Annotated in this window: 13 protein-coding genes and 1 tRNA gene; 8 read left to right on the forward strand and 6 right to left on the reverse strand. The window is 53.2% G+C overall.

What is annotated here, in order from left to right; all coding sequences use genetic code 11:
• Window positions 1-181: 181 nt before the first annotated feature.
• The 6 genes from BFV97_RS17255 (at window position 182) to BFV97_RS17280 (ending at window position 4876) form a co-directional block, all read left to right on the forward strand.
• Window positions 182-943 (forward strand): ATP-binding protein, encoded by a 762-nt coding sequence (locus BFV97_RS17255; RefSeq protein WP_083225713.1) that lies wholly within the window; start codon window positions 182-184, stop codon window positions 941-943.
• Between the two features lie 46 nt (window positions 944-989).
• Window positions 990-1466, forward strand: a complete 477-nt coding sequence (locus tag BFV97_RS17260) for a response regulator (RefSeq protein WP_069301629.1) — start codon at window positions 990-992, stop codon at window positions 1464-1466.
• A gap of 118 nt (window positions 1467-1584) precedes the next feature.
• Entirely contained in the window at window positions 1585-2358 is a 774-nt protein-coding gene (locus BFV97_RS17265) for an ABC transporter ATP-binding protein (RefSeq protein WP_069301630.1), read from the forward strand.
• 29 nt (window positions 2359-2387) lie between these two features.
• The gene (locus tag BFV97_RS17270) at window positions 2388-3113 is read left to right on the forward strand and encodes a transporter substrate-binding domain-containing protein (RefSeq protein ID WP_069301631.1); all 726 of its coding nucleotides are present in this window, start codon (window positions 2388-2390) and stop codon (window positions 3111-3113) included.
• Between the two features lie 72 nt (window positions 3114-3185).
• The gene (locus tag BFV97_RS17275) at window positions 3186-4040 is read left to right on the forward strand and encodes an ABC transporter permease (protein WP_069301632.1); all 855 of its coding nucleotides are present in this window, start codon (window positions 3186-3188) and stop codon (window positions 4038-4040) included.
• Window positions 4037-4876 carry an ABC transporter permease gene (locus tag BFV97_RS17280; protein WP_069301633.1) on the forward strand — a complete coding sequence of 280 codons (840 nt, stop codon included), beginning with the start codon at window positions 4037-4039 and terminating at the stop codon, window positions 4874-4876. Before BFV97_RS17275 ends, BFV97_RS17280 begins: the two co-directional genes overlap by 4 nt.
• On the opposite strand, the gene BFV97_RS17285 is transcribed toward BFV97_RS17280, so the two are convergent.
• The 6 genes from BFV97_RS17285 to BFV97_RS17310 all read right to left on the reverse strand — a co-directional run bounded on the left by BFV97_RS17285 (window position 4866) and on the right by BFV97_RS17310 (window position 11506).
• Window positions 4866-5678, reverse strand: a complete 813-nt coding sequence (locus BFV97_RS17285) for a heme-dependent oxidative N-demethylase family protein (RefSeq protein ID WP_069301634.1) — start codon at window positions 5676-5678, stop codon at window positions 4866-4868. The two genes, BFV97_RS17280 and BFV97_RS17285, sit on opposite strands and share 11 nt — an antisense overlap.
• A gap of 154 nt (window positions 5679-5832) precedes the next feature.
• Window positions 5833-7098 carry an ATP-dependent Clp protease ATP-binding subunit ClpX gene (gene clpX / locus BFV97_RS17290; protein ID WP_069301635.1) on the reverse strand — a complete coding sequence of 422 codons (1266 nt, stop codon included), beginning with the start codon at window positions 7096-7098 and terminating at the stop codon, window positions 5833-5835.
• 207 nt (window positions 7099-7305) lie between these two features.
• Complete coding sequence (gene clpP / locus BFV97_RS17295) at window positions 7306-7935, reverse strand: ATP-dependent Clp endopeptidase proteolytic subunit ClpP (protein ID WP_069301636.1); 630 nt, start codon at window positions 7933-7935, stop codon at window positions 7306-7308.
• A 248-nt stretch (window positions 7936-8183) separates the two neighbouring features.
• Window positions 8184-9515 carry a trigger factor gene (gene tig, locus BFV97_RS17300; RefSeq protein WP_069301637.1) on the reverse strand — a complete coding sequence of 444 codons (1332 nt, stop codon included), beginning with the start codon at window positions 9513-9515 and terminating at the stop codon, window positions 8184-8186.
• A gap of 71 nt (window positions 9516-9586) precedes the next feature.
• Window positions 9587-9671 (reverse strand) — tRNA-Leu (locus tag BFV97_RS17305).
• A 209-nt stretch (window positions 9672-9880) separates the two neighbouring features.
• Window positions 9881-11506, reverse strand: coding sequence for a bifunctional ADP-dependent NAD(P)H-hydrate dehydratase/NAD(P)H-hydrate epimerase (locus BFV97_RS17310; protein WP_069301638.1), 1626 nt, complete (start codon window positions 11504-11506; stop codon window positions 9881-9883).
• Between the two features lie 164 nt (window positions 11507-11670).
• Here BFV97_RS17310 and BFV97_RS17315 point away from each other — a divergent pair, with 164 nt between their 5' ends.
• Window positions 11671-12009 carry a P-II family nitrogen regulator gene (locus tag BFV97_RS17315; protein ID WP_069301639.1) on the forward strand — a complete coding sequence of 113 codons (339 nt, stop codon included), beginning with the start codon at window positions 11671-11673 and terminating at the stop codon, window positions 12007-12009.
• Window positions 12010-12054: 45 nt separating this feature from the next.
• Window positions 12055-13461, forward strand: a complete 1407-nt coding sequence (gene glnA / locus BFV97_RS17320) for a type I glutamate--ammonia ligase (RefSeq protein ID WP_069301640.1) — start codon at window positions 12055-12057, stop codon at window positions 13459-13461.
• Window positions 13462-13493: the final 32 nt, after the last annotated feature.

Here is a 13493-nt window from a genome sequence, read left to right on the forward strand (position 1 = left end):
CCGCGCAAATGCTTGGATTACCGGACACCGGCGGAAGTCTTTGAGACCAAGCTGATGGAAATCCAGAACCGTCTGGAATAAAACGAGATATTAGGAACTGCACTTCACCGTGAGCTCACAAAAGTTTGAAAGCTTACTTAGTGGAAAATTAACTGTTCCCTGTTTCAATCACGCCAACCAAATGGATGATGCTACAGTGATACACACGCGCGCCTCGGCGGCTGACCAGCTGCTCTATAAGATCACCCATGATCTGTCTGAAACAGTTCGCGCACTTGTCGAGCTGCCGAAATGGATTTCCGAAGACCTTGTGGACGCCAATACTGTCGTGTCCGCTGATGTTCAGGAAAATCTGGATGCGTTGATCGTTAATGGCACGCGTCTGGAGTCCTTGATTAACGGATTGCGCATGTATTCCCGTGTGGGTCTGCAGCAGCGGCTTTCAGTTCTGAACCTACGGGCCAAGATGCTGGAATTCCGGCAGGAAATTGCCCTGCCCGCCGGTATCGAACTTCAAACGTATCACAACACTGATCTGATTCAGGTATTCGAGCCTGATTTCTCAAATCTCTGCCTCGCGCTATTGGGGAATGCGGTCAAGCATCGTGATGGACAGACAAGCCATCTCGAACTCTCTGTTGTCTCTACAGAGCGTTGGCTGGATATAGAGATGACCGATGATGGACCGGGCATTCGTGAGGAACTGCGCGGCAAGGCTACGCAGGTTCTCACGACTTTACGATCCAAGGATGAAGTGGAAGGCAGCGGTATCGGTCTGGCACTGGCCCAGAAAGTCGCGGAATCCTATCGCGGTAGCCTTCGCCTTGAAACGGCCTGTCCCGACACTGGCCGTGGCCTGCGCGTGCGCGTGCGTCTCAACGACCCTGAAATCGGGTCAGGCCAAAACGTGAAAGAAAGCGTGTCTCGATTAATAAATTCTTAGAGATCTGGGGCCAGTATGTAGAAAGTTACCCACACGGAGATCATAAATGTCAGCAGACGATTACGCCTTTTCGACCGAAGACACTTCGACCACTTCTCAACCGTCTGAAACCATCGTTCAGGCATTGATTTTGGACGACAGCAACTTTGATCGAAAACGATTGCGCAGGATCGCAAAACACACAGGCGTACCCATCGAATTTACCAGTTGTGCATCGTTGATCGCCTTTGAAAAACTCATTCAGAATGCGGAATTCCACATTGTATTTATCGACTATCGTTTGCCGGAAGGAAACGGCCTCGAAGCGTTAAAAATACTAGAGAAATATGAAAAAAACGCCAATGCGTCACCCATTCTTATCGCCGGTGATCTTGACGGGGATGTTGTGGCATCAGCCTTCAAAGCGGGATGCGTTGATTACATTGCCAAGCGTAAAGTCGACAAACGCCAGCTTCGTCACTCAATCCTGAGCGCGCTGACACAAGCCGGATTTCCGCAGGACCAGACCGCCCCGAAAAAATAGCATGGTCAGCTGAAAAAATTGCCAAGTTTACCAATGGGAAACCCCTTTCTACCAATTGACTTATCGTCCGTGTTAGCACAATTTGAGGCGCTAAAACTGGTTGGAATGGACCCTCGTCTTGACAGATACTGCCGCGCCCGTGATCGAGCTTCGGAATATTCACAAAAGTTACGCTGATCTGGAGGTGATCAAAGGGGTCGATGTAACCGCCCGTAAAGGGGATGTAATCGTGCTGATAGGCTCCTCCGGTTCCGGCAAAAGCACGCTGCTGCGCTGCGTGAACCTGTTGGAAACCGCCCAACAAGGCGACATCGTCATCTCAGGAGAGCCGGTAAAGTGGAAAAACCCCGGCCCCGACCGTGTCCCCGGTGACAAGGATCAGGTGCGCAGGTTCCGCACCAACCTTTCTATGGTATTCCAGCAGTTCAACCTTTGGTCCCATCTGACAATTCTTGAAAACGTCATCGAAGCGCCGGTGACCGTGTTGGGCACAGAGCGAAGCATCGCAAGAGAGCAAGGCCAGCGTCTGCTGGACAAAGTTGGCATTGGTGACAAATCCGACCGCTATCCCGCCCTGCTTTCCGGTGGGCAACAACAGCGCGCCGCCATTGCCCGTGCACTGGCGATGGAACCGGCGGCTATGCTGTTTGACGAACCCACCTCCGCGCTTGATCCGGAGACTGAAGCCGAAGTCGTCAATGTTATTAAAGACCTCGCCGCAGAAGGCCGGACCATGATTCTGGTGACCCATGATATGAAAATGGCACGCGATGTGGCGAGCCACGTTATTTTCCTCCATCAAGGTGTCATAGAAGAACAAGGCAGCCCGGACGAGGTGTTCGGCAATACCAAATCAACGAGGTTGCAGCAGTTTCTAAGCTCAACCCACTAAGTGTTTCAATTCCAACTAGGAGAAAAACAATGAAAAAACTGATACTTGCAGCAGCCCTTTCCGCAATGGCAACTGCTCCGGCTCTGGCGGATCCTATCCGCTTGGGAACCGAAGGCGCCTACCCTCCGTATAACTTCATCAACGACGCCGGGGAAGTAGACGGTTTTGAGCGGGAATTGGGTGACGAAATCTGCAAACGTGCGGAACTGGAATGCACCTGGGTCACAAACGACTGGGACAGCATCATTCCAAACCTCGTTTCGGGCAACTATGACACCATCATTGCTGGCATGTCTGTCACGCCAGAACGGGATGAAGTTATTGATTTCTCAAGCGAATATTACCCACCTTCCCCGTCGGCCTTCATTGGCCCGGCCGGTATGGACATTGACCTGTCCAGCGCCATCATCGCCGCACAGACCAACACGATTCAGGCCGGTCATGTTTCTGAAATGGGCGCGACACTGGTAGAATTCGCGACGCCGGATGAAACCGTAGCAGCGGTGCGCAATGGCGAAGCCGATGCTGTTCTGGCAGATAAGGATTATCTTGCGCCGGTTGTAGCGGAAAGCAATGGCATGCTGGAATTCATCGGTGAGGATGTTTCTATCGGTGGCGGCATCGCCATCGGTCTGCGTGAGAGCGACACCGAACTGAAGGCAACGCTCGACAAAGCCATCGATTCGATGAAAGCGGACGGCACGCTGAATGCTATGCTGGCAAAATGGTTTGAAGACGATACGCCTCAGTGGTAATGCATCCGGGGTGGGCAGATATTTGCCCACCCTACCCTCATTCTTTTCTTCAGGTGTTCGGGGCCGCGACAGATGTTTGATTTTTGCGCTGATCCCAAGGCGATTGAGGGCCTACAATGGCTGTCGTGCTATCTGACCACGCCTAAACACGCGGCGATGTATTACAGCATCCTGACTGTGCTCGGGCTGCTAATCGCTGCGGTTCCGCCAATCCTGATACTCGGTTTTGCGGGCGCATTGGCCAGACGCTCCGGCTTTGCACCGATACGTTGGATCGGTCTCGGCTACACCTCGATCGTGCGGGGCGTTCCCGACATCGTATTCTTCCTGTTTTTTCCAATCGCGCTTGATCAGGCTGTTGAGGTGATCCGTCACAAGATAAAATGTCCCGATGTGGTCGGTTCGGTCTATCAGGGCAATGATTTCGTGGTTTGTCAGGCGGCAAAAATGCCGCTCGGACCCTCGCCGCAATGGGTGCATGAGGCATGGGGCTTCGCGCTTGCGGTAATAACTTTCGCGATTGTTTTCGGCGCATTTACCGCAAATACGCTGCATGGGGCGCTGGCCGCAGTTCCAAGAGGCCAGTTGGAAACGGCCCGCGCCTTTGGTATGACGGACAGACAGACGTTCTGGCGCGTCCACCTGCCACAGATGTGGGTTTATGCGCTGCCAGGTCTGTCTAATCTCTGGATGATTTTAATCAAAGCGACGCCGTTGTTGTTCCTGCTCGGGATCAAAGACATCGTGTATTGGGCGAAGGAACTGGGCGGTATGAAGACGCAAGCCTATTCCTACCCCCATCCCGACTGGCGCGTCTGGTATTTTGCCGCGCTTCTGGTGTTCTATCTTCTGCTGACGTGGATCAGCCAGCGTGTGTTTGACAAAGTGTTCGCGCGTGCGTCCCGTGGCATGGCGGTGGCGAAATGAGCTGCGCTGAATCCTTTGCCGCCTACGCTTTCCGTGCCATCGGCTATGGTGAGCGGCTCTTGCCAAAATCCGATATTTCCCTTTGCGATCAGATATTTCTGATCGGCAGTGGCATGATGTGGAACGTTTACTTCGCGGTCGTTGCGATCCTCTTTGGGTTTGTGTTCGCCACCGCACTTGCCTTCGCACGGGTCAGCGGACCGGTCTATCTCCGCTGGCCGGCTGAGGTTTTCGTCTTCGTATTCCGCGGCTCTCCACTCTTTATCCAGTTCTTTTTTGCCTACGAATTGTTTGTCCAATTGCCCCGTGTCGGGGTGGAAATTCCTTTGGGATTTGCCACGTTGACGGCAAGCACCAGTTGGTTAACCAAAGCATGGCTTGGCGCGACACTGGTCCTTTTCCTGAACACATCCGCCTATAGCGCCGAGATTTTCACAGGGGCGCTAAAATCCATCCCCCGCGGCGACATCGAGGCAGCAGATGCTTTCGGCCTGTCCGGTTTTAAGAAATTCCGCCGTATCGTGTTTCCAACGATGCTGCGATTGGCTTGGCCGTCCTATTCCAACGAAGCGATCTTCCTGTTCCATTCCACCGCGCTGGTGTTCTTTTCCGGCTTTCCCGCATGGCGCAGAGAAGCGGACGGTCTGTATTACGCCAGCTATTTTGCCGAAGCGACTTTCAATCCATTCGTACCCTACCCGATTATCGCGGCCTATTTCGTGTTCTTTACCCTGCTGATTGTCGGATTTTTTGGCTTGGTCAGCAAACGTTTGAACCGGCATGTAGCAGAACCACAAAAAGTAAAATTCCGGCTGGGTTCGATGCTCACCCGCTGACGGCGTAGTGTTTGTGGTTGCCCCAAGCCTCTAGAAACGCGGATTTTTCTACCGAAGTAAAAGAGCTTATTGGCACAATATGTGTGTGGATCCCGAAGACCAGATATTCGGTTTTCGGGAGGTAGACCAGTGATTGCCGTTCCACCCTCACCCACTTGCCGGTCGTTTGATCAATGGCTTCCTCGCGGTTCGGCTGAAAAAGATTGGCCGTGGCGTAAAGCAGATAATTCGCGCGCCAAACGGGATTACTGTCCCCGATGTTGTCAAATATCCGTTGTACCCGCACCGCGAGTTCTGGGCTATAACTTTGAACCGGCGCGTGAATAGCTGACATGGGGTGGTCCATCTTATCAGCCAAGCGCCAGCTTGACGGAAAGCACAGCACCGCGCCCCGCAGGACATGTTCGCTCTCTGCGCGTTCCAACAGGCAGAAATCCTGCTGAACCAGTCGGCCTGCCACAGCCAGCGGATGATCGTTGTCCAACGCAATCGTCACACCATCCGGACGGGTGACGTGGTCTTGCGCAACGGTGTACCCCTGTTTGGTGGCAAGGTTTTCGCAGATTTTACCGAGCAATTCTTGGCTCGCCTCATCTGCTTTGGGGGTCACGTCGAACACCTCCCCGCGATTTTCTGACAGCAGGTAATCCCGATATTCCATCTGGCGCGAATGGGCGTCATCCACCAAAAGCCAGTCGTCCCAATCCAGCAGGTTAACACCGGGCAGCCGATTTGTGGCTGGCTTCAACCAAGGCTCTACATAGAGTTTCGACTGGGTGATGGTTTCCAGATGAAGGGGCATTTTTCTTTTTCTTTCAAACGTATCAGTCTGTGTTGAAACTGCGTTGAAAAGGACTAATTTGCAAACCGGATTGTAATAAATCTTTTCAAATTCGAGGCTCTGAATACGAAAACGGCGGGGAAAGCCCCGCCGTTTATTGTTAGTCTATTTTTCGTTAGCTTGCGGTCGCTGCTTCTTCTTCTGCGTCCGCATAAACGATCAGCGGTTCCGCCTCACGGCGCACGGCCTCTTCGTTCACCACAACTTCGCGAACGTTCTCCAGCCCCGGCAATTCAAACATGGTGTTCAGGAGAATATCTTCCATGATAGACCGCAGCCCCCGCGCACCTGTTTTGCGCTCAATTGCACGTTTGGCAATGGCAGACAGGGCGTCTGGAGTGAACTTCAGCTCGGCATCTTCCAGTTCAAACAGACGCTGGTATTGTTTCACCAGCGCGTTTTTCGGTTCCGACAAGATTGTCACCAGCGCGTCTTCATCAAGATCAGTCAAGGTCGCAATCACGGGCAGACGACCAACAAATTCGGGGATGAGACCGAATTTCAGCAGGTCTTCCGGTTCCAGTTCGGTAAACACCTCACCCACGCCGCGGGATTCTTCCTCTTTAACGTCAGCGCCAAAACCAATGGCAGAGCCTTTGCCCCGCTGACCGATAATCTTCTCAAGACCCGCAAAAGCGCCGCCGCAGACGAACAGGATATTCGTTGTGTCCACCTGCAGGAATTCCTGCTGTGGGTGCTTGCGACCACCCTGAGGCGGCACCGAAGCAACAGTGCCTTCCATGATCTTCAACAGCGCTTGTTGAACGCCTTCGCCGCTGACATCGCGGGTGATCGAAGGGTTGTCGGATTTGCGTGTAATCTTATCCACCTCGTCAATATAGACGATGCCCCGCTGCGCGCGTTCCACATTGTATTCAGAGGCTTGCAGCAGCTTGAGGATGATATTCTCAACATCCTCACCCACATAACCCGCTTCGGTTAATGTGGTTGCATCCGCCATCGTGAACGGCACATCGAGAATCCGCGCGAGCGTTTGGGCCAGCAGGGTCTTACCACAACCGGTTGGACCAATCAGAAGAATGTTGGACTTGGCCAGTTCAATCTCAGAGTTTTTCTCAGCGTGGTTCAACCGCTTGTAATGGTTGTGGACCGCCACGGACAAAACCCGTTTCGCCGTTGCCTGACCGATCACATAATCGTCCAGAACCTTACAGATTTCCTGCGGTGTCGGCACGCCTTCACCGGATTTCACCAAACCGGATTTCGCTTCTTCGCGGATGATATCCATGCAAAGTTCCACGCATTCATCACAGATGAATACTGTCGGTCCTGCGATCAGTTTGCGCACTTCATGCTGGCTCTTGCCGCAAAAAGAGCAATACAGCGTGTTTTTCGCGTCTCCGCCGCCTGAATTTGCCATCTTAATACTCCGCTATTTTTGCCCGAACGTCGCGCCAGTTGGCACTTTCTACCAGCGTTCACCCTGGCTTTTTCCCACCGTATGGCAGAATTTACCTGTGTACAATGCCAATATTCCCCCATGGAATTTGGACCAACACCCTGCGGAATGACGCATTCTCATGCCGCAGGGATAACAGGAAAGTGTGAAGAAATACCTTAGACCGGATTATGGTGCGTCCGGTTCATTCTCACGGTTTTGTACGATCTCGTCGATAAGACCCCAGTCTTTTGCCTCTTCCGCCGTCATGAAATTGTCGCGGTCGAGCGCCTTTTCCACCGTTTCAATGTCTTGATTACAGTGTTTGACATAAATCTTATTCAACCGATCCTTCAGTTCCAGAATCTCTTTGGCGTGCAGGGCAATATCAGACGCCTGCCCTTGGAAACCGCCGGACGGCTGGTGCACCATAATACGGGAGTTCGGCAGCGAGAAACGCATGCCGGGTTCACCCGCAGCCATCAGAAGCGAGCCCATTGACGCCGCCTGCCCGACACAAAGTGTGGACACTTTAGGACGAATGTATTGCATCGTATCATAGATCGACAGACCGGAGGTCACGACACCGCCCGGACTATTGATATACATTGCGATGTCTTTTTTCGGGTTTTCTGCTTCGAGAAACAGCAATTGGGCCACGATCAGCGTGGACATACCATCATGCACCGGACCGGAAACAAAGATGATCCGTTCTTTCAGCAGGCGCGAGAAGATATCATAGGCCCGTTCACCACGGGATGTTTGCTCCACCACCATAGGGACGAGCGTATTTGCGTAAACTTCGAGGGGATCTCTCATTTTCAGAAGGCCTGTATCTTGTGTGTCTTGGGTTCGGGTGACTGTAGTTCGGGTCTTGGAGGGCTTCAAGGTGTGAATTGCGTATTCCCCGTGGTCAAGCCGATTGGCGATCACACAAAGGACACGGGCCTGTGACACCCACCGTAACCTGTCAAAGTTGACACTTCGTTAACGTGGAGAAGCACAGAATTTTCGAAACAAAAAGGGCGCCACTGGCGCCCTTTCCATCAATCCCATAGGGGATGTGATTATTCGGCTTCCAGCTCTTCAACAGCTTTTTGCAAACCCTCTTTTGTTGTCTCTTTTTCAGACACATCAGACTGTTCGATGATGTAATCAACGACTTTGTCTTCAAAGATGGGGGCGCGCATTTGCTGTTGCATTTGCTCGTTTTGCTGAAGGAATTCAAAGAACTGACGCTCTTGACCGGGGTATTGCTGGGCTTGCTGCATGGCAGCTTGCTGCAGTTCCTGATCGGTCACTGTGATTTCCTGTTGCTGACCGATTTCGGCAAGCAACAGTCCTAGACGCACGCGGCGCTCGGCCAGTTCTTTGTGCTCGTCCGTTGTCTCGATTTCGGGATGGTCGTGGCCCTGAACATCGGGGTTTTCTTCGTGCCACAGCTGATGCGCGATCTGCTTGGCTTCGTTTTCAACCAGAGTCGGCGGCAGCTCGAAAGAAACAGCTTTGGCCAGCTCGTCCATCAGCTTGCGCTTCATTACCATACGGGCAGCGTTGCCGTATTCGGCTTCCAGACGCTCTGTGATTTGTTTGCGCAAATCGGCAAGATCTTCGGCACCGAATTTCTGCGCCAGTTCGTCGTTGATTTCAGCAGCAGCAGGTGCTTTTACAGCGTTGATTTTGCATTCAAAAACAGCGTCTTTACCGGCCAGATGCTCTGCACCGTATTCGTCAGGGAATTTAACATTCACTTCAACGTCGTCACCAGCTTTGGCGCCAACCAGTTGCTCTTCAAAACCCGGAATGAAAGAGTTTGAGCCCAGAACCAGCGGATAATCGTCAGCCGCGCCGCCTTCAAAGGCTTCACCGTCGACTTTACCAAGGAAGTTGATCACAACCTGATCGCCATCTTCGGCTTTTTCACCGTCTTTGCGATCTTCAAAATTCTGTGCGCTCTCAGCCAGATTGCCAAGCGCTTCATCTACGTCGGCATCGTCGATTTTCGCGACCAGTTTCTCCAGTTTGATCTTGGAGAAATCAGTTTCAGGAACTTCCGGAAGACACTCATAATTCAGGGAAACTTCAACGTCGTTACCCTCAACCCAGTCTTCGTTTGTCATTTTTACGTCAGGCTGCATCGCAGGCTTGTCGCCGGAGGATTCGAAGTGCTCGTTCATCGCGCCGTCGATGCTTTCTTGCATCGCTTCGCCCAGTACAGACTTGCCGAACTGCTTTTTCAGCAGAGCCATCGGAACCTTACCTTTACGAAAGCCCTTCATCTCGATGGTTGGCTGCGCTTCGGCCAGTTTCGCGTTCACTTTCTCTTCCAGCTCTGCCGCTGTGACGGTGATCGAATAGCCGCGCTTCAGGCCTTCGTTAAGTGTCTCTGTTACCTGCATTTTTCATCCTTCAACGTGCTGGTCATGGGCCAGTCAGCCATAGTCTGACACCCGCGGTTCGGGGTATCATTTGGTGCGGGTGAAGGGACTTGAACCCCCACGCCTTGCGGCGCCAGAACCTAAATCTGGTGCGTCTACCAATTCCGCCACACCCGCAAAACTCAAGGGCAGCCCAAGGACTGCCCGCAATTCCGGCGCCCTTCTAACAAGTGTTTCTGCGCTTGGCGAGTGGAAAATGCGCAAAAACCGGCAGCGGACCGCCATTTAACAGTCGCAAATTAACGGGCAGGACGAATTTGCAAAATTTTAACGTCTTGGATGCAAAGATGGGGAAACTTGAAAGGAATCACCTCAGGACACAGCCATCACTTTCCCAAGCGGCGCAGGACTTCGGGCACGATCTCCGGCAGATCCTCTGCGATCAGTCCCGGACCAAAATATCTTGCGCATTCCGTGTGCAACCACGCTGCCTGTTGCGCAGCATCAAATACATTCCGCCCCCGCGCGAGCAGTCCACAAATAAATCCGGCGAGTACATCGCCTGATCCGGCTGTGGCGAGCCATGGTGCAGAACGTTCGTAGCGGGCCGCATGAACTGCTGTGCGGCCATCAGGATCGGCTATGACCGTATCCGCCCCTTTGAACAAGATGACACAGCCTGCACGCGCTGCGGCCCGTCGCGTGGCATCAATCTTGCTGTAAGCTGGCCCCTTGGACGGAGGTTGGGTCAGAATCTCATGAATATCAGGAAATAGACGCTTAAATTCCCCCTCATGAGGGGTAAGAACGCAAGAATTATGCAGGTGCGTGAACAGTTCCTGTGGATCATCGCTAAAGGCTGACAGGGCGTCGGCATCCAGAACGGTTTTCCGCTGCGCCTTTAACACTGCCTTAACGAACTGTCCCGTATGCTCTGGATTAGGGGTGCCGTCTTTCAGCACCCTAGAAAACCCAGGACCAAGACAAACAGAGGAGATCCGATCATCCGCAAGCAACTTCCTGATATCATCCGCCGTGTCGCATGGTTTCAACATAACCGCTGTCAGATGCGCTCCGTTTTCTTGCAAGGCGTCGCGCGGGCTTGCGATCGTTACCAACCCCGCCCCAATGCGAAGTGCCCCGCGTGCCGTTAAACGGGCTGCTCCGGTTTTGCTGGCCGGACCCGAACACACCAGCGCGTGGCCATGATCAAATTTATGTTGGGAACCGATTACGCCCGCCCCGTTTGATTGAGCAGATGCAGATGGCTTGTCAAACACTCCCGTAGTCGCTGGATAAGTAACCAGTTTCGCCGCCTTGTCCTGCAATGCGACTGACCGTCTATCCAACCCGATAGGCCGCACATCAAGGCACCCACAGAGCGCCGGACCATCGCAAAGGTAATGTCCCATTTTTGCGCGGTGAAAGGTAACAGTCAGTTCCGCTGGCAGGGCTGCGCCCAACACCCTGCCGCTGTCCGAACACAGACCGGACGGCAGATCCACTGCCACAATGCGCATTCCTTGCGATAGCTCTCCAGTGGACAAATGGGAAAACACCTGAGCCCATTGCGCCGATATCGGACGCGAAAGGCCGGTCCCAAACCCCGCGTCCACAAGCAATGTCGGACTGTCTGCACGCGGTGGTTCCAACAAGCGGCTGTGAGAGACATCAGCCAGCGCGAAGGCGGGACCCATTTCACACCATCGCGCCCGATTTCTCTGTGCATCCGGAGACTTGGACGATGGTTTGCCATCACAATAAACCTCAACCTCCCAACCTAAATGCGATAACAGACGCGCGATCACATACCCGTCGCCGCCGTTATTGCCAGGCCCGCAGATTACAACGACCCGACGGCTGCCGGCGGTATACTCTGGCCAGCGTTCCAGAATGGCATCGACAACCCCCTGCCCCGCTTGCTCCATAAGTTGCAGGCCGGTCACTTGGCCACTGGCAATTCCCTCGCTTTCAGCGTGACGCATCTGCGCTGCGCTTAACAATTCCTCCATACGACTTCCAACTCTGCACAGTAATCAGTCATTGCGCCTATTTTATAGGCACTGACGGTGGTTTCAATTCACCGCCCACTACACGTCATTCCCGTTCGATTGCCAAGACTGGGCAAACCTTGTTTCTACCCTAGTTAAGTCAAACGCACTGAGGAGGCCGCGCTATGAAGAAGATTGAAGCGATCATCAAACCGTTCAAGCTGGATGAAGTCAAAGAGGCGCTTCAGGAAGTCGGTGTTCAGGGCCTCAGTGTGATCGAGGCCAAAGGTTTCGGCCGCCAGAAAGGTCACACCGAACTCTACCGTGGTGCTGAATACGTTGTGGATTTCCTGCCCAAAGTCAAAATCGAAGTGGTCATCTCCGAAGATCAGGTCGAAACGGCCGTAGAAGCCATCATCGCAGCCGCCCGCACCGAAAAAATCGGAGACGGAAAAATCTTCATCTCATCCGTAGAACAAGCCATCCGCATCCGGACAGGCGAGGAAGGACCAGAAGCGCTCTGATCGGGGCGAGGTCCAACAAGAACAACACTAACGAGGAATGCTAAAATGAGTATTAACGACGTCATGAAATTGATCGCAGACGAAGACGTGGCCTACGTCGATGTCCGCTTCACCGACCCGCGCGGTCGATTGCAGCATGTTACTGTGATCATTGACGAAATCGACGAAGAATGGTTTGAGGAAGGCTTCATGTTCGACGGTTCCTCCATCGCCGGCTGGAAATCCATCGAAGATTCAGACATGAAACTGATGCCGGACACAAAAACCGTCTACATCGACCCGTTCTACGCTGAAAAAACACTCTGCATTCACTGCTCTGTGGTTGAGCCGGATACTGGCGCATCCTACGGCCGCGACCCTCGCTCTACTGCTGAACGCGCCGAGGCTTACCTGCTTGCTTCGGGCATCGGGGATCAGTCCTTCTGGGGACCGGAAGCGGAATTCTTCTTGTTTGATGATGTTCGTTTTTCCAACACAATCAACAAAGTATCCTACGAAGTTGATGCTGCGGACGGCTCTTGGAACAGTGATACAGCCTATGAGATGGGCAATATGGGCCACCGCCCGGGACTCAAAGGCGGGTATTTCCCAGTGAACCCGACCGACAGTTCCCATGACCTGCGCTCAGAGATGCTGTCCACGATGAAATCCATCGGTATGAAGGTGGACAAACACCATCACGAAGTCGCGTCCTGCCAGCACGAACTTGGCCTAGTGTTCGGTTCCCTGACCCATCAGGCGGATGAGCTGCAAAAATACAAATACATCGTCCACAACGTGGCCCACGCCTACGGCAAATCGGCAACCTTCATGCCCAAGCCGATTTCCGGCGATAACGGTTCTGGCATGCACGTAAACATGTCCATCTGGAAAGACGGTAAGCCCCTGTTTGCCGGTGATAAATATGCGGATCTGTCGAACGAGGCGCTGTGGTTCATCGGTGGTATTCTCAAGCATGCCAAGGCGTTGAATGCGTTCACCAACCCGTCCACAAACAGCTACAAACGCCTGATTCCGGGGTTTGAAGCCCCTGTTCTGCGCGCCTATTCCGCCAGCAACCGCTCCGGTTGTGTGCGTATCCCTTGGACTGAATCCCCCAAGGCGAAACGTGTAGAGGCCCGCTTCCCCGATCCGGTAGCAAACCCATACCTCTGCTTTGCGGCGCTTCTGATGGCGGGCCTTGACGGGATCAAAAACAAGATCAATCCGGGCGAAGCGCAGGACAAAGACCTCTATGACCTGCCACCCGAAGAACTGGCCGACATTCCAACCGTATGCGCATCACTGCGTGAAGCTTTGGAAGAACTGGAAAAAGATATGGACTTCCTTCTGGAAGGCGGCGTCTTTACCCGCGACCAGATCGAAGGCTATATCGCCCTGAAATGGGAAGAAGTCCACAACTACGAACAAACACCCCACCCGGTGGAGTTCGGCATGTACTACAGCTGCTAAGAGATTGTAACCAAAAGAAAAGGCGCTCAGTG

Source organism: Neptunicoccus sediminis (assembly GCF_001719615.1).
GTDB lineage: Bacteria > Pseudomonadota > Alphaproteobacteria > Rhodobacterales > Rhodobacteraceae > Amylibacter > Amylibacter sediminis.